At 60.0% G+C, this 15,541-nt stretch carries 14 protein-coding genes; 4 read left to right on the top strand and 10 right to left on the bottom strand.

What is annotated here, in order from left to right; all coding sequences use genetic code 11:
* Positions 1-14: 14 nt before the first annotated feature.
* The 6 genes from EAH74_RS25300 to gcl form a co-directional block, all read right to left on the bottom strand.
* Positions 15-929 (bottom strand): urea transporter, encoded by a 915-nt coding sequence (locus EAH74_RS25300; RefSeq protein ID WP_140681921.1) that lies wholly within the window; start codon positions 927-929, stop codon positions 15-17.
* Between the two features lie 162 nt (positions 930-1,091).
* Positions 1,092-2,507, bottom strand: a complete 1,416-nt coding sequence (gene pyk / locus EAH74_RS25295) for a pyruvate kinase (RefSeq protein ID WP_140681919.1) — start codon at positions 2,505-2,507, stop codon at positions 1,092-1,094.
* A complete protein-coding gene (locus tag EAH74_RS25290; protein WP_140681917.1) occupies positions 2,497-3,777 on the bottom strand; it encodes a glycerate kinase type-2 family protein in 1,281 nt (426 codons plus the stop codon). The genes pyk and EAH74_RS25290 overlap by 11 nt, the downstream gene beginning before the upstream one ends.
* 153 nt (positions 3,778-3,930) lie before the next feature.
* On the bottom strand, positions 3,931-4,821 hold the full coding sequence (locus EAH74_RS25285) for a 2-hydroxy-3-oxopropionate reductase (RefSeq protein WP_074874627.1): 891 nt from the start codon (positions 4,819-4,821) through the stop codon (positions 3,931-3,933).
* 127 nt (positions 4,822-4,948) lie between these two features.
* Positions 4,949-5,731 (bottom strand): hydroxypyruvate isomerase, encoded by a 783-nt coding sequence (hyi, locus tag EAH74_RS25280; RefSeq protein ID WP_010456880.1) that lies wholly within the window; start codon positions 5,729-5,731, stop codon positions 4,949-4,951.
* Between the two features lie 177 nt (positions 5,732-5,908).
* The gene (gene gcl, locus EAH74_RS25275; RefSeq protein WP_140681915.1) at positions 5,909-7,684 is read right to left on the bottom strand and encodes a glyoxylate carboligase; all 1,776 of its coding nucleotides are present in this window, start codon (positions 7,682-7,684) and stop codon (positions 5,909-5,911) included.
* A 267-nt stretch (positions 7,685-7,951) separates the two neighbouring features.
* Here gcl and EAH74_RS25270 point away from each other — a divergent pair, with 267 nt between their 5' ends.
* Entirely contained in the window at positions 7,952-8,392 is a 441-nt protein-coding gene (locus EAH74_RS25270) for a GlcG/HbpS family heme-binding protein (protein WP_140681913.1), read from the top strand.
* A gap of 199 nt (positions 8,393-8,591) precedes the next feature.
* Positions 8,592-9,050: an REP-associated tyrosine transposase gene (locus EAH74_RS25265; RefSeq protein WP_140681911.1), complete on the top strand. Its 459-nt coding sequence runs from the start codon at positions 8,592-8,594 to the stop codon at positions 9,048-9,050.
* A 130-nt stretch (positions 9,051-9,180) separates the two neighbouring features.
* Here EAH74_RS25265 and EAH74_RS25260 read toward each other — a convergent pair whose 3' ends face one another.
* A complete protein-coding gene (locus EAH74_RS25260; RefSeq protein WP_140681909.1) occupies positions 9,181-9,786 on the bottom strand; it encodes a TetR/AcrR family transcriptional regulator in 606 nt (201 codons plus the stop codon).
* A 134-nt stretch (positions 9,787-9,920) separates the two neighbouring features.
* Here EAH74_RS25260 and EAH74_RS25255 point away from each other — a divergent pair, with 134 nt between their 5' ends.
* On the top strand, positions 9,921-10,835 hold the full coding sequence (locus EAH74_RS25255; protein WP_140681907.1) for a DUF808 domain-containing protein: 915 nt from the start codon (positions 9,921-9,923) through the stop codon (positions 10,833-10,835).
* Between the two features lie 189 nt (positions 10,836-11,024).
* Here the strand turns inward: EAH74_RS25255 and EAH74_RS25250 are convergent, their stop codons facing one another.
* Both EAH74_RS25250 and EAH74_RS25245 read right to left on the bottom strand, forming a co-directional pair.
* Positions 11,025-11,813: an MlaA family lipoprotein gene (locus tag EAH74_RS25250; RefSeq protein ID WP_140681905.1), complete on the bottom strand. Its 789-nt coding sequence runs from the start codon at positions 11,811-11,813 to the stop codon at positions 11,025-11,027.
* Entirely contained in the window at positions 11,806-13,104 is a 1,299-nt protein-coding gene (locus tag EAH74_RS25245; RefSeq protein WP_140681903.1) for a serine/threonine protein kinase, read from the bottom strand. Before EAH74_RS25245 ends, EAH74_RS25250 begins: the two co-directional genes overlap by 8 nt.
* A gap of 224 nt (positions 13,105-13,328) precedes the next feature.
* On the opposite strand from EAH74_RS25245, the gene EAH74_RS25240 reads away from it, so the two are divergent.
* The gene (locus EAH74_RS25240) at positions 13,329-13,697 is read left to right on the top strand and encodes a hypothetical protein (protein ID WP_140681901.1); all 369 of its coding nucleotides are present in this window, start codon (positions 13,329-13,331) and stop codon (positions 13,695-13,697) included.
* 113 nt (positions 13,698-13,810) lie between these two features.
* On the opposite strand, the gene EAH74_RS25235 is transcribed toward EAH74_RS25240, so the two are convergent.
* Positions 13,811-15,406 (bottom strand): beta (1-6) glucans synthase, encoded by a 1,596-nt coding sequence (locus EAH74_RS25235; protein WP_140681899.1) that lies wholly within the window; start codon positions 15,404-15,406, stop codon positions 13,811-13,813.
* Positions 15,407-15,541: the final 135 nt, after the last annotated feature.

Genomic DNA, 15,541 nt, shown 5'->3' with positions numbered 1-15,541 from the left:
GCCTGAACCGAGAATCAGCGCAGCCTAGGTTGATTCTCCTCCAGAGTGCAAGGCGTACGGGCGACAGTGGTCTTGCCGAGCATTTGAACAACCGTGCGGATCAGCCAGCAGGCGAGGATGAACGGCGCGGTCAGCGTTGGCAGACCGATGGCGGCAAACACCGGCGTCAGCAACAGCGCTGATGTAATACCGACCAGCGGCAGCCAAGGCTTCTGGCGCTGCGAGCTGAAGGCGAGGGCGGCGAGTACGGCGTTATAGCCACCGAGGCCGATCAATGCGGTGTAGAAGTCGTGATGTAGCAGGCTCCAGCCCATGCCTGCGACAGACGCCAACAACGCCCAGCAGAATGCGCGGCGATCAGCGATCAGCAAACCCACGGCAATCATCGCACCGGCCAGCGGATGACCGAGGAACATCACCTGGCCGAGGCCTTTCAGTGGTGCGGCGAGCATGTTCAGCGTATTGATTTCGATCAAGTGCGCATTTGTCGAGGGCGTGGCGAAGCACAGCAGCAACCAGCCCAGCCCCACGAAGGGTGCCGTATAGGCAGGCAGGTATTGGCTGACCCGGACGCGCTTGAGCCATTGTTGAGTGATCATCGCGCTGAGTCCGCCCGCAGCAATGATCAGCGGCGGCAACAGCGCGGACCAGGGGAAATACAGGCTCAGCAGCAAGCCGAGCAAGACACCGTTGTAACTGAACAGACCTGCCTGGCGATCGGCCTTGGCGTAACCGCGTCGTTGCGCGGTGAGCAACCCGGCGACTCCGCCCAGCAGCGCACCGCCGAGCAGGGCGGGTGCGGTGAAAAGAATCGCCAACAGGCACAGCAGACCGCACAGCGGGTTGCGCTGGAGGAAGATCTGGCTGAAGCCGTTGAACAGGGCAGTCGCCCAATCGGGGCAGTGGGTGTTGAAGTGGTTGGCAGGCATGGCAGTTCTGAAAGACAAAGGGAGCGAGTCGGTCGAGCGCGACCCCGGCTGATCGCCAGCAGGCTGGCTCCCACACTGAATCTCAGTTCAGTCTTGATTCCGTGATCGACACAAAACCAATGTGGGAGCCAGCCTGCTGGCGATGAGACCGGTATGGGCGCTCTAGATCAACGTCTCGATACGCAAGGAGTTAGTCGACCCCGGCTGCCCAAACGGCACACCCGCAGTGATCAATAACGTGTCCCCGCGCTTGGCCATGCCCTGCGCCTGGGCAATCTCCAGCGCCGTCGAGCACACCTCATCCACCTGCCGCAGCCGATCATTGACCACCGAGTGCACGCCCCACGCCACCGTCAGACGGCGAGCGGTTTGCAGGTTCGGCGTCAGGTTGAGGATCGGCACCGTTGGCCGTTCCCGCGCCGCACGCAAACTCGAGGTGCCGGACTCGCTGTAATTCACCAGCACCGCCACCGGCAGCACATTGCTGATGCGACGAATCGCGCAGCTGATCGCATCGGAAACAGTCGCTTCAGCCTTAGGCCGGCTGACGTCCAGTTGCGCCTGATAGTCCGGGCCGTTTTCCACTTGGCGAATGATTTTGCTCATCATCTGCACAGCTTCCAGCGGGTACTCACCGGACGCGGTTTCCGCCGACAGCATCACCGCATCCGCACCTTCGGCCACGGCGTTGGCAACATCGGTCACCTCGGCACGGGTCGGGGCAGGGGAGAAGCGCATTGACTCCAGCATCTGCGTCGCCACCACCACCGGTTTGCCGAGCTGACGGCAGATGGTGATGATGTTTTTCTGAATCTGCGGCACGCTTTCGGCCGGCACTTCCACGCCCAGGTCACCGCGAGCAACCATGATCGCATCGCTCAACTCAGCGATTTCGCGCAGTTGCGTCACGGCCGAAGGCTTCTCGATCTTGGCCATCAAGAACGCTTTGTCGCCGATCAGCTCGCGCGCCTCGCGGATGTCTTCCGGGCGCTGCACAAACGACAGCGCGACCCAGTCCACACCCAGCTCCAGACCGAAGCTCAGATCACGACGATCCTTGGCGGTCAGCGGGCTCAGTTCCAGCACCGCTTGCGGTACGTTCACGCCTTTGCGATCCGACAGCTCGCCACCATTCAGCACCGTGGTGTCGATGGCGTCGGAGTACTTTGTCACCACGCGAAGTCGCAGCTTGCCGTCATCCAGTAGCAGGTCCATGCCCGGTTCGAGCGCCGCGATGATTTCCGGGTGAGGCAGGTTGACCCGGCGCTCGTCCCCCGGCGTCGGGTCAAGATCCAGACGCAGCGCCTGACCGCGATGCAATTGCACCTTGCCCTGAGCGAACTTGCCGACCCGCAGTTTCGGGCCTTGCAGGTCCATCAGAATGCCCAGTGGATAATTCAGCTGCCGCTCGACTTCACGAATCCACTGGTAGCGCTGAGCGTGGTCGGCGTGATCGCCGTGGCTGAAGTTCAGGCGAAAGATGTTGACCCCGGCCTGCACCAGTTCACGGATGTCGTCGATCCCGTGAGTGGCAGGACCGAGGGTGGCGAGGATTTTGACCTTCTTGTCAGGCGTCATTTTTAGGGCTCTCGAGAATCAGGATGGCACGGAAGTCGTTGACGTTGGTGCGGGTCGGTTCAGTGACGATCAGCGCGTCCAGCGCCTCGAAATAGCCGTAGCCATTGTTGTTGTCCAACTCGTCGCTGGCGCTCAGGCCGAGGACGGCGGCGCGGATGTAGCTGTCCGGGGTCATGATTGCGCCGGCGTTGTCTTCGGAGCCATCGATGCCATCGGTGTCGCCGGCCAGCGCATAGACGCCGGGCAGGCCTTTGAGGCAGTCGGTCAGGCTCAGCAGGAATTCGGCGTTGCGTCCGCCACGGCCATTGCCGCGCACGGTGACGGTGGTTTCACCGCCCGAGAGGATTACGCAGGGCGCCGCCAATGGTTGACCGTGCAGCACGACCTGACGGGCGATACCGGCGTGAACCTTGGCCACTTCGCGGGATTCGCCCTCCAGGTCGCCAAGGATCAGCGGGCTGAAACCGGCCTGACGCGCTTTCACCGCAGCGGCTTCAAGCGACTGTTGTGGGCGAGCGATCAACTGGAAGTGACTGCGCGCCAGGCTAGGGTCGCCGGGTTTGACTGTCTCTGATTCGGGGCTCTGCAGCCAGTTGCGCACCGAGGCCGGGACTTCAATGGCGTAGCGTTTGAGGATCGCCAGGGCTTCGGCGGAGGTGCTCGGGTCGGCCACGGTGGGACCGGAGGCGATGACCGTGGCGAGGTCGCCCGGTACATCGGAAATCGCATAGGTATAAACAGTGGCAGGCCAGCAGGCTTTGCCAAGGCGGCCGCCCTTGATCGCCGAGAGGTGTTTGCGTACGCAATTCATCTCGCCAATGGTGGCGCCGGATTTGAGCAGGGCTTTGTTGATCGACTGCTTGTCGGCCAGGGTGATGCCGGCCGCGGGCAACGCCAGCAGGGCAGAGCCACCGCCCGAGAGCAGGAAGATCACACGGTCGTCTTCGGTCAGGTTGCTGACCAGTTCCAACACGCGTTTGGCGACCGCCAGACCGGCAGCATCGGGCACCGGGTGAGCGGCTTCGACCACTTCGATTTTTTCACACGGGGCGCCGTGACCATAACGCGTCACCACTAAACCTGATACTTCACCCAGCCAGCAACGTTCCACCACTTGGGCCATGGCCGCCGCGGCTTTGCCGGCGCCGATGACGATCACCCGACCGCTGCGATCGGCAGGTAAATGGGCTTCGAGGACTTGCTGCGGATGGGCCGCGTCGATGGCTGTGGCAAACAGCTCGCGCAGGAATTGTTGCGGATTGACCGACATGGCGGGCTCCCGGATTTCTTGTTATTGGGTTTGATGCGGCCCCTGTGGGAGCGAGCCTGCTCGCGAATGCTGCGTGTCAGCCAACATAGATGTTGAATGTGAAGCCGCTTTCGCGAGCAGGCTCGCTCCCACAAAGTTTTGTGCGGGGCTTGCTTACTTATCGCGAATCGAGAAATTCGCCATGTGTTCCAGGCCCTTGATCAGCGCTGAGTGGTCCCAGTTGCTGCCACCGATCGCTGCGCAGGTGCTGAACACTTGCTGGGTGTTGGCGGTGTTCGGCAGGTTGATGCCCAACTCGCGCGCGCCGGCCAGGGCCAGGTTCAGGTCTTTCTGGTGCAGGCTGATGCGGAAGCCTGGGTCGAAGGTGCCTTTGATCATGCGCTCGCCGTGCACTTCGAGGATCTTCGAGGATGCGAAGCCGCCCATCAGTGCTTCGCGCACCTTGGCGGGATCGGCACCGTTTTTCGACGCAAACAGCAGGGCTTCGGCCACGGCCTGGATGTTCAGCGCCACGATGATCTGGTTCGCCACTTTGGCGGTTTGACCGTCGCCGTTGCCGCCCACCAGGGTGATGTTCTTGCCCATCGCCTGGAACAGCGGCAGAACGCGTTCGAAGGCATCAGCCTCACCGCCGACCATGATGCTCAGGGTCGCGGCCTTGGCGCCGACTTCACCGCCGGACACTGGCGCGTCGAGGTACTGAGCGCCTTTTTCGTTGATTTTGGCAGCGAAGGCTTTGGTGGCGGTTGGCGAGATCGAGCTCATGTCGATCACGACTTTGCCTTTGCCAACACCGGCCGCAACACCGTCGGCACGGAACAGCACGTCATCGACCTGCGGGGTATCCGGCACCATGACGATGATGAATTCGGCTTCTTGCGCGACTTCTTTCGGGTTCGCCAGGGCGACGGCGCCACCGGCAATCAGGTCAGCAGGCGCAGCGTCGTGGTGCGCCGACAGGAACAGGCTGTGACCGGCTTTCTGCAGGTTCAACGCCATTGGGTGGCCCATGATGCCGGTGCCGATAAATCCGATTTTAGCCATGAGAAAATCCTCTTGTTTTTATAAACAGCCGTAGGAGCTGCCGAAGGCTGCGATCTTTTGATCTTCAGGTTTTTAAAATCAAAAGATCGCAGCCTTCGGCAGCTCCTACAGGGGTGAATGTGTTCGATCAGATCGCGTTATGGGTTTTAAGCCAGCCTAGACCTGCCTCGGTGGTGGTCAGCGGCTTGTATTCGCAGCCAACCCAACCCTGATAACCGATGCGGTCCAGGTGTTCGAACAGGAAGCGGTAGTTGATCTCACCGGTGCCCGGTTCGTTGCGCCCAGGGTTGTCGGCCAACTGGATGTGGTTGATCTCGCCCAGGTGCGCAGCCATGGTGCGGGCCAGGTCGCCCTCCATGATTTGCATGTGGTAGATGTCGTATTGCAGGAACAGGTTGGCGCTGCCGACCTGTTCGCGAATCGACAGGGCTTGCGCCGTGTTGTTCAGGTAGAAGCCCGGAATGTCGCGGGTGTTGATCGCTTCCATCACCAGTTTGATGCCCGCCGCTTGCAGCTTGTCGGCGGCGTACTTGAGGTTGGCGACAAAGGTTTTTTCCACGGTGGCATCGTCGACGCCTTGTGGACGAATACCGGCCAGGCAGTTGACCTGGGTGTTGCCCAACACTTTCGCATAGGCAATCGCCAGGTCGACACCGGCGCGGAACTCTTCAACCCGATCCGGCAGGCACGCGATACCGCGCTCGCCCTTGGCCCAGTCACCGGCCGGCAGGTTGAACAGCACCTGGGTCAAGCCATTGGCATCGAGCTTGGCTTTGATCTCGGCAGAGCTGAAATCGTAAGGGAACAGGTATTCGACACCACTGAAGCCGGCCTTGGCGGCAGCTTCAAAACGGGCAAGAAAATCCTGCTCGGTGAACAGCATGGACAGGTTGGCTGCGAAACGCGGCATGGTGGTCTCCTCGTGCAGATTAAATACAGATGGCCCGGCTAAACGCGATCAGTCCCCTCTCCTGGGGGAGAGGGTTAGGGTGAGGGGGAATCTGAAGTCTGATCCCGATAATGCGAGCGCCGCAAAACCTTTCCCTCACCCCAGCCCTCTCCCGGGGGGAGAGGGGGCCAGACCGGGTCAATCCAGCAGCGAAATTGCAGTCGGCGCATCGTTGCCGACCAGCGCCAGGTCTTCGAATTCGTTGACGGCGTTGATCTCGGTGCCCATGGAAATGTTGGTCACACGCTCCAGAATAATCTCGACGATCACCGGCACCTTGAACTCTTCGATCAGCTCCTGAGCCCTGCGCAGGGCAGGCTGGATCTGGCCCGGTTCGAACACACGCAGCGCCTTGCAGCCCAGACCTTCGGCGACTGCGACGTGGTCGACACCGTAACCGTTGAGTTCCGGCGCATTGAGGTTGTCGAAGGACAGTTGTACGCAGTAGTCCATGTCGAAACCGCGCTGAGCCTGACGAATCAGCCCCAGGTACGAGTTGTTCACCACCACGTGGATGTACGGCAGCTTGAACTGCGCACCCACCGCCAGTTCTTCGATCATGAACTGGAAGTCATAGTCGCCCGACAGTGCCACGACCTTGCGGGTCGGATCAGCCTTGACCACGCCCAGCGCTGCCGGAATGGTCCAGCCCAACGGGCCGGCCTGACCGCAGTTGATCCAGTGACGCGGTTTGTAGACGTGCAGGAACTGCGCGCCGGCAATCTGCGACAGGCCGATGGTGCTGACGTAGCACGTGTCTTTGCCGAACACCTGGTTCATCTCTTCGTAAACCCGCTGCGGCTTGACCGGCACGTTGTCGAAGTGAGTCTTGCGCTGCAGGCTGGATTTGCGCTGCTGGCAGTCTTGCAACCAGGCACTGCGGTTTTTCAGCTTGCCGGCGGCTTGCCATTCGCGAGCGACTTCGATGAACACGGTCAGCGCGGCAGCGGCGTCGGACACGATGCCCAGGTCCGGGGTGAACACGCGGCCGATCTGGGTCGGTTCGATGTCGACGTGAATGAACTTGCGGCCTTCGGTGTAAACGTCGATCGAACCGGTGTGACGGTTGGCCCAGCGGTTACCGACACCCAACACCAGGTCGGATTTGAGCATCGTCGCGTTGCCGTAGCGGTGCGAGGTTTGCAGGCCGACCATGCCGACCATCAATGGGTGATCGTCCGGGATCGTGCCCCAGCCCATCAGGGTCGGGACCACCGGAATACCGGTCAGCTCGGCGAACTCGACCAGCAATTCGCTGGCGTCGGCATTGATGATGCCGCCACCGGCCACCAACAACGGACGCTCGGCCTGATCGAGCATGGCCAGGGCCTTCTCGATTTGCACGCGGTTAGCGGTTGGCTTGGCCAGCGGCAGTGGTTCATAGGCGTCGATGTCGAATTCGATTTCAGCCATCTGCACGTCGAACGGCAGATCGATCAGCACCGGACCCGGACGGCCGGAGCGCATTTCGTAGAAGGCTTTCTGGAACGCGTAAGGCACCTGGCCCGGCTCCATGACGGTGGTTGCCCACTTGGTCACTGGTTTGACGATCGCGGTGATGTCGACAGCCTGGAAGTCTTCCTTATGCATACGGGCGCGGGGGGCCTGGCCGGTAATGCAAAGAATCGGGATCGAGTCGGCCGAGGCGCTGTAGAGCCCGGTGACCATGTCGGTACCGGCAGGTCCGGAAGTGCCGATGCACACGCCGATGTTGCCGGCCTTGGTGCGGGTGTAGCCCTCGGCCATGTGCGAGGCGCCTTCAACGTGGCGAGCGAGGACGTGATCGATGCCACCGACCTTCTGCAAGGCGGAGTACAGCGGGTTGATCGCGGCGCCCGGGATGCCAAAAGCGGTATCAACCCCTTCACGGCGCATCACCAGAACGGCGGCTTCGATTGCTCTCATTTTGCTCATGGTTTTGGTGCCTCTTACGTTTTGTAATTGTATACAAGTGGCTTTGCGCAGAGTGTATTCACGGCGGACGGCGCAGGTCAATCCATTTTCTCAAGCGGCCGTTTCATTCGTCGGAAGCCCGATCTACTGTGGCTTTTCGTCGCATGTGGCGCTTTTCGAGAATTATTGTATACAAAAAAATAACTCATTGTGTTCTATTTGTTGCATCGGACTGCTTAACAAAAAACAGTCCAACCGCTTTCCCTATAACAAAATGAGGACGGCACCATGAGCGCTTTAACCTTGAAAGTTGCAGTCAACCTGGCCAATCAGGCTATTTCCGCAGGGCGTGCAATCTCGGCGGCTCCATTGACCATCGCAGTACTGGATGCGGGTGGGCACTTGGTCACCCTGCAGCGTGAAGACGGCGCCAGCCTGCTGCGCCCGCAGATCGCCATCGGCAAAGCCTGGGGCGCCATCGCCCTGGGCAAAGGCTCACGCCTGCTGGCGCTGGATGCACAACAACGACCGGCGTTTATCGCCGCTTTGAATAGTCTGGGGCAGGGCAGTGTTGTGCCGGCACCGGGTGGGGTGTTGATTCGGGATCAGGACGGGAACGTGCTGGGGGCTGTTGGTATCAGCGGCGATTTGTCGGATGTTGATGAGCAGTGTGCGATCAGTGCGATCGAGGCGCTGGGGTTGCGGGCGGATGCGGGGGTTACTGCTTGATTAATGGGTGATTGATATACCGCCATCGCCAGCAGGCTGGCTCCCACAGGGGATTATCTGAGTGTCAGAGATAAACTGTGGGAGCCAGCCTGCTGGCGATGGCGGCCTGCCAGACACATCCTGCCAAAAATCCGCCCCCCGCCTGTCGGTCATCACAAGGCTAGGCTCTTTTTGATTTCATCATTAAAAGGGCAAAGGAATGCTGGATTTACCTGCTTCAAACCGTTTGCGCATCAGCCGCTACGCCGAGCAAAGCCGCATCTATCTCTTAACGACAAACACACTCGACCGAGAACCTGTTTTCAAGGACTTCACCTTGGGCAGATTAGTCGTCTCGCAATTTCGCGCTGCGCAGGACCAAGGTTGTACAAACTCACTGGCCTGGGTCGTCATGCCGGATCATTTTCATTGGCTGATCGAGTTGCAGCAGGGCTCGCTGGCTGGACTGATGCAAAGGACCAAATCGTTGAGTACCAAGGCAGTGAATCTGTCTACCGGTCGTGGCGTCAGTCTTTGGCAGCGAGGTTTTCATGATCGAGCGCTGCGTCGTGAAGAGGATTTGGTAAAAGTCGCTCGGTATATTGTGGCTAACCCATTGCGGGCCGGGTTGGTAGGGCGGCTTGGCGACTATCCGCTGTGGGATGCTATTTGGGTTTGATCCAAAACCGAGTCGTCCCCTATCGCCAGCAGGCTGGCTCCCACAGTGGATCTTCAGTGATCAATAAATGTGCATTCAACACAAAACCCTGTGGGAGCGGGCTTGCTCGCGAAGGGCGCGCTGCGGTGTATCAGTCCGGCTCACACCCCTTGAGCACCAACCGAATAATCGTCTGCGCCGCCGCTTCATAATCCGCCTCATCCAGCCTCGCTTTACCGGTCACCGCGGAAATCTGCCAGTCGAAGTCGGCATAGGTCTGGGTCGCGGCCCAGATGCTGAACATCAGGTGATTGGGGTCGATCGGGGCAATTTGGGCGCGATCGATCCAGGTCTGGATGCAGTCGATGTTGTGCTTGGCCTGGCCGTTGAGTCGTTCAACCAGATCGGCGCTCAGGTGCGGGGCGCCGTGCATGATTTCGCTGGCAAAAACCTTGGAGGCGAAGGGCAGGTCGCGGGAGATGCGGATTTTCGAGCGGATGTAGCCGCTCAGCACTTCACTGGGCACGCCGTCGGCGTTGAACGGTGTCGAGGCCTGCAGAATCGGTTCGATGATGCTTTCCAGGACCTCGCGGTAGAGGTTTTCCTTGGATTTGAAGTAGTAGTAGACGTTGGGCTTGGGCAATCCCGCCTTGGCTGCGATGTCACTGGTTTTAGTCGCAGCGAAGCCCTTGTCGGCAAATTCTTCACTGGCGGCACGCAGGATCAGTTCTTTGTTGCGCTCGCGGATAGTGCTCATAAACCAGGGGGTTCCTTGCCTGTTCTGGCGGTTGCGCATGGTAGCACCGGCCTCGCGCGGCGCTCAAGAATGCCCCGTGCGGCACCCGACCGCGTTATGCTGCGCGGCATCCATTCAAGAAGGAAACCTGATTCATGGCAGGAAGCAGTTTGCTGTTGCTGATCGACGACATTGCCGCGGTACTCGACGACGTGGCATTGATGACCAAAATGGCCGCCAAGAAGACTGCCGGCGTGCTCGGCGACGATCTGGCGCTCAATGCCCAACAGGTTTCCGGTGTGCGTGCCGAGCGGGAAATCCCGGTGGTGTGGGCGGTGGCCAAGGGCTCGTTTCTCAACAAGCTGATCCTGGTGCCCTCGGCGTTGGCCATCAGCGCGTTCATTCCGTGGCTGGTCACGCCGTTGTTGATGATCGGCGGCGCGTACCTGTGTTTCGAAGGTTTCGAGAAACTGGCCCATAAATTCCTGCACAGCAAGGCTGAAGACCAGGCCGAGCATGCAGAGCTGGTCGAGGCCGTGGCTGATCCGGCGGTCGATCTGGTGGCGTTCGAGCAGGACAAGATCAAAGGCGCCATCCGCACCGATTTCATTCTCTCTGCAGAAATCATCGCCATCACCCTCGGCATCGTGGCGGATGCCTCGCTGACCCAACAAGTCATCGTGCTTTCGGGCATTGCCATCGTCATGACCATTGGCGTGTATGGCCTGGTGGCCGGCATCGTCAAACTCGACGACCTCGGTTTGTGGCTGACCCAGAAGCCTGGCCAGATGGCCAAAAGTATCGGCGGCGGGATCCTGCGTGCGGCGCCGTACATGATGAAAAGCCTGTCGGTGATCGGCACGGCGGCGATGTTTCTGGTGGGTGGCGGAATTCTCACCCACGGCGTGCCGGTGGTTCATCACTGGATTGAAAGCGTCAGCGCGGGTGCGGGTGGTGCCGGGTTTATCGTGCCGACGTTGCTGAATGCGGTGGCGGGGATTGTGGCGGGGGCGGTGGTGTTGGCGGGTGTGATGGTTGTCAGCAAGCTCTGGAAAGCAATGAAAGGTTGAAGCCGGGCACTGTCTAAATGTGGGAGCGAGCCTGCTCGCGAAGAGGCCATAACAGTCAACGTCCATGTTGACTGATACACCGCTTTCGCGAGCAGGCTCGCTCCCACAGTTGACTTGTAGTGTTTGAGATTCCGTGCATGAAAAAGGCCATTCGATCCACATCGAATGGCCTTTTTTGTTGCCGATGAATTACTCGGCGATCTGCAACTTGCGCGACTCGGTGTACACGTAGCGCACTTTCTCGTACTCGAACGGCGAGTTCAGCTGGCCATAGCGGAAGCCGGTCTGGTAGCGCTTGTCGACGCCACGCAGTAGCCAGACCTCAGGATGGTTGGAGCTGACTTCGGAGACGTTCAGGAAGTTGATCGCCGATTCCGCACTGAAGTCCACCACCAGGCCGCCGGTGTCACGGATGTTCGAAGGGCCGAGGATCGGCAACACGAAGTAGGCGCCGCTGGGTACACCGTAGAAGCCCAGCGTCTGGCCGAAGTCTTCGCTCTGGCGCGGCAGACCCATGGCGGTGGCCGGGTCCCACAGGCCGGCGATGCCGACGGTGGTGTTGAGCAGCAGGCGCGCGGTGGTTTCCATCGAGCGCTGCCCCTTGAACTGCAGCAAGCTGTTCAACAGGTTCGGCACGTCACCGAGGTTATTGAAGAAGTTGCTGACGCCGGTACGCAGGAAACTCGGCGTGATATAGCGATAGCCATCGACCACTGGCAGGAACACCCATTGGTCGAAACGGTAGTTGAAGTGGTAGACGCGGCGGTTCCATTCTTCCAGTGGGTCGTAGACGGCCAGCGCGCTAAGCGTCGAGCGTTCGAACTCGCGCTGATCCAGCCCCGGGTTGAATTTGAGTTTGCTCAGCGGCTCCTTGAAGCCGTCACTGTCAATCACAACCGGTGCATTGGCTTTGCTGTTGTCGGCATTGGCGACGCCTGCACAGAGTAGCGCTGCGATAAGCAGGAGGTATTTAGCCACGGAAGAACTCCAGCATGGCGTCGCTGTTGACGCGGTAATTAAGGTTGCCGCAATGGCCGCCCAGTGGATAAACGGTCAAACGATCGCCAAAGGTCTTGCGCAGGAAACCGAGGTCTCCAGGGCCGAGAATCACGTCGTCGGCGTTGTGCATGACAGCGATTTTCGGGCTGTCGTGCAGGTAATCCTTGAGCGCGTACAAACTGACCTGGTCGATCAGTTGCAGCAGACTGCCGCCGTCGGTGCGGGCGCGCCACATCGGGATGACCTGTTCGGTGAGGTAACAGTCGAAGTCGCACTGCAGCGCGCGTTTGAGGAACGGCGTGAGGCTGGTGCCTTCGGTGATCGGGTATTTTGGTGGCGTGATCAGGCCGCGACGGTTGATCAGGTCCGAGGTGAAGGCAATGTCGGCTGCCGAGAAGCGGAACGAAGTGCCGATCAGCATGGCCATCTGTTCGTTGCTCAGGTGCTGCTTGGACTGCTGGAAGTCGTAGAGCAGGGCATCGTTGAGGTCGATGTAGCCTTTCTGCTGGAAGTAGCGGGTCAGTTTGTTCAGCACCAGTTCATAGAACGTTGTGCTGTTGTTGATGCCCTTGACCTCGGTCTGGACGAGTTTGTCCAGGTTGGTGATCGAGGTGTAGAGATTGACCGGCGGGTTGAGCAGCAAGACTTTCTTGAAGTTGAAGCTGCGGCGGGTTTCATCCAGATGCGCGACGAACGCCGCGTCCAGTGCGCCCAGGCTGTAGCCGGTCAGGTAGTAATCAGTGACGGGGACTTTCGGGTTTTGTGCCCGCACAGCCTGCATCACCCGGTACATGTCTTCGGCGTCTTCCTTGGTGATGCCGGGTGTAGCGAAGCGTGAGGCGGCGCTCATGAAGTCGAAGCTGGTTGGCGACGACAGTTGCACCACGTGGTAGCCGGCCTTGTAGTAGAGCTTTTTCAGGTACTCGTTGAGGCTGCTGTCATAGCGCGCGCCGGTGCCGGAGATCAGGAAAATCAACGGTGCGGCTTTGTCCTGGGTGGCGATGCGATAGGTGAGTGTCTTCACCGGCCAAAAGTTGTCCGGCAGGTCGAACTCACGCTCCGGGCGTAACCTGACGCTGCGGGTTTCCTGGTTGATGTCATCGTCCAGCGGCAACTCCGGACGCAGGTCCGGCGGTGTCGTCGCGATGGTCGCCTCGAACGGGTTGGTCAAGGGGTAGCCATAGCTGGCAGCGTCGATGTCCACTGCCAGTGCGGACGCACTCAAAATAAGGCCGCCAAACAGGGCGGCGAAGCGCAAGTAACGGAGCATGACTAGATCCCTTAGAGAAAGGTGCCGAATGAAGTTCGCAGGCTATGACCACGGGGTTTGCGCCAAAGTGCCATGGATCGGCACCAATCAGGCCTAATTTTGGGGTAATAGTAGACGGACGATACACTTTGCAGCTATTTCGTGGCCAATTATCTGTTCCGCGCGTTTGCTTACCGCTAGCGGCAGATTAAGCTGGCCGCCGTTTTCGTTTATTGGAGTGCTTCATGTCCCGCCGTCTGCCTGTGATTCTGCTGCTCGTTCTCCTGCCGTTATGGCTGGCCGCCAGTTATGGCGCGCGTTATGGCTTTATGGAGGATGCTCAATGGGTCGGCCTCTGCGTGGACGAAGCGAGCCGTTGGGAATGCCGGGTTCGTTCGAGCCTGGGCTTGATGATTCACTTCAACGTATTGGGCTTCGCGGCATTGGCGGCAGCCGTTATCGGGTTTGTGCTACCGGGCCGGGCAGGGTGGTGGTTGGCGGTGCTGGCGCTGGTGTTCGGGTTTCCGGCGCTGGCGTTGTACAACACGACGTTGGCTGTTTTTGCAGTGGTGATTGCTGGATTGCGTTTGGTCCGCGCGACCCGCGTCGCCTGATAGTCAGTATTCGCGAGCAGGCTCGCTCCCACATTTAACCGTGTTTATCCTGAAGAACTCGGTCAATGTGGGAGCGAGCCTGCTCGCGAAGAGGCCGGCAGATGCGCCGAAGACTAAGCCTTGCGAACCCGCAAACTGCGCCACAACGCTGCAACCATCAACACACTCACCAGCGCCCAACCCCAGGCCTGCTGATTCTGCAACCCTTCACGGTAAAGCTGCGGCGCAATGCCAGCACCGATGATGAAGGTCAGCAGGGCAATCTCCCGACGCGGCACGCTCACCGGGCGGCACAGATAGACCAGCGCCGGCAGGATGAATGCGACACTCGGGAAGCTGCGATAACGCGGATCGAACACCAGCTCCAGCATCGTCACCGCAGCGGCAAAACCGGCCGCGGCGAGCAACCAGCCCGCCCGACGTTCCAGCGTGTTGAACGCGCGTCCGCGCCAGCCGGTGCGAGCGCTCAGGGTCAGTGCCGCATGGGCCAGCACCAACACATTCAAAGCCGTCAGCAAAGCGACCCACAGCCATTCACTGGTAAACCGCGTAGTGACACGGGCCAGGTCGCCCCAGGCGCCAATCGAGCAAGCGGCCAACGCCCCCAACAGCGGTAGAACCAGCGCTGCGCGAGTGTTGCGTACACGGCCGCCGAGGATCAACGTGCCAAGGAAGATCAAGCCGCCCACCACCAGCCACTGTGTCCAGTAAGGCACGTTCGACACCGGACCGGCGAGCACGCCCTTGTCCTGGCGATCGGCATCGAACAGCCCCCAGTAACCACCGACCGCACCTTCGCTGGCGCGTTTCCATGGCTGGTCGAAGGCTTCGATCAGGTTGTAATGCCAGCCTTGCTGCTCCGCCATGATGACAAAAGCACGAATGAACTTGGCTTCATTGACCCGGCTCGGCAGGGCGGTTTCACGCTGACGGCCTTCGCTGGGCCAGCCGGTTTCGCCAATCATCACGTCCTGGGGCGCGAACTTGTTGCCGAACACCTGACGTACTTCGGCCACATGCTGCAGTGCGGCGTCGATATTTGACGGGTCATCTTCCCAGTACGGCAACAAATGGATGGTCAGGAAGTCCACCGCCGGGGCGATTTCCGGGTGCTTGAGCCAGAACTCCCAGACGTCGGCGTAAGTGACAGGTTGTTTGACCTGGCTTTTGACTTTGTTAATGAGCTTGGCCAGCTGCGCGCCAGTGACTTCCTTGCGCAACAGGGTTTCGTTGCCGACGATCACCGAGGTCACTACGTCCGCGTTGGTGTTGGCCGAGGCGATCAGCAGGTCGACTTCCTTGGCAGTGTCCACAGGGTTGCTGTTGACCCAGGCGCCGATCATCAGTTTCAGCCCGTGCTTGCGCGCCAGGTCGGGCAGGGCCTCTAGGCCGGTCATGGAATAGGTGCGGATGCATTCGAAGCTTTTGGCCAGCAGCGCGAGGTCGGCGTCCATGCGCTCGGGGCGCAGCTTGAACGGCTGATCGAACGGCGATTGGTCCTTGTCGAACGGGGTGTAGGAGGCGCATTGCAACTTGTGTGTCGCGCTGGCCACGTCCGGCAGCACCACCGGTTTCCCGAGGCCGTACCAAAAGCCACCAAGGGCAAAAAGCCCCAGCAGGCAGGCGAATAGATAAGCAAAAAAAGGAAAGCGGGATGTCGCGGGCATGGTCAGGCCGTCTGGGAGCAAAGCCGCGCATGTTACCTTCATTTGCCGCGTGCTTGGTGGCCTGCATACTTTTGACATGCAAAGTTTGGGCGGATTGGCCGGCGGGCCTCCGGTGGTCTAGATTAATGGCGTTCTGATGTCGTTTCTCGATGCCTTGAGGTCGCTGGCAGAGAAGGT

The organism is Pseudomonas mandelii, from assembly GCF_006438925.1.
In the GTDB taxonomy this organism is placed as follows: Bacteria; Pseudomonadota; Gammaproteobacteria; order Pseudomonadales; family Pseudomonadaceae; genus Aquipseudomonas; species Aquipseudomonas mandelii_C.
The sequence above is the reverse complement of the archived record's forward strand: the minus strand, read 5'-3'. Positions and strand labels throughout refer to the sequence as shown.

What these genes read in the sequence shown, in the direction of transcription:
- EAH74_RS25300 (WP_140681921.1), bottom strand. Translation starts at nt 929, where the DNA reads ATGCCTGCCAACCACTTCAACACCCACTGCCCCGATTGGGCGACTGCC.
- EAH74_RS25240 (WP_140681901.1), top strand. Translation starts at nt 13,329, where the DNA reads ATGTCCCGCCGTCTGCCTGTGATTCTGCTGCTCGTTCTCCTGCCGTTA.
- EAH74_RS25290 (WP_140681917.1), bottom strand. Translation starts at nt 3,777, where the DNA reads ATGTCGGTCAATCCGCAACAATTCCTGCGCGAGCTGTTTGCCACAGCC.
- EAH74_RS25245 (WP_140681903.1), bottom strand. Translation starts at nt 13,104, where the DNA reads ATGCTCCGTTACTTGCGCTTCGCCGCCCTGTTTGGCGGCCTTATTTTG.
- EAH74_RS25260 (WP_140681909.1), bottom strand. Translation starts at nt 9,786, where the DNA reads ATGAGCACTATCCGCGAGCGCAACAAAGAACTGATCCTGCGTGCCGCC.
- EAH74_RS25265 (WP_140681911.1), top strand. Translation starts at nt 8,592, where the DNA reads ATGCTGGATTTACCTGCTTCAAACCGTTTGCGCATCAGCCGCTACGCC.
- gcl (WP_140681915.1), bottom strand. Translation starts at nt 7,684, where the DNA reads ATGAGCAAAATGAGAGCAATCGAAGCCGCCGTTCTGGTGATGCGCCGT.
- pyk (WP_140681919.1), bottom strand. Translation starts at nt 2,507, where the DNA reads ATGACGCCTGACAAGAAGGTCAAAATCCTCGCCACCCTCGGTCCTGCC.
- EAH74_RS25270 (WP_140681913.1), top strand. Translation starts at nt 7,952, where the DNA reads ATGAGCGCTTTAACCTTGAAAGTTGCAGTCAACCTGGCCAATCAGGCT.
- EAH74_RS25255 (WP_140681907.1), top strand. Translation starts at nt 9,921, where the DNA reads ATGGCAGGAAGCAGTTTGCTGTTGCTGATCGACGACATTGCCGCGGTA.
- hyi (WP_010456880.1), bottom strand. Translation starts at nt 5,731, where the DNA reads ATGCCGCGTTTCGCAGCCAACCTGTCCATGCTGTTCACCGAGCAGGAT.
- EAH74_RS25285 (WP_074874627.1), bottom strand. Translation starts at nt 4,821, where the DNA reads ATGGCTAAAATCGGATTTATCGGCACCGGCATCATGGGCCACCCAATG.
- EAH74_RS25235 (WP_140681899.1), bottom strand. Translation starts at nt 15,406, where the DNA reads ATGAAGGTAACATGCGCGGCTTTGCTCCCAGACGGCCTGACCATGCCC.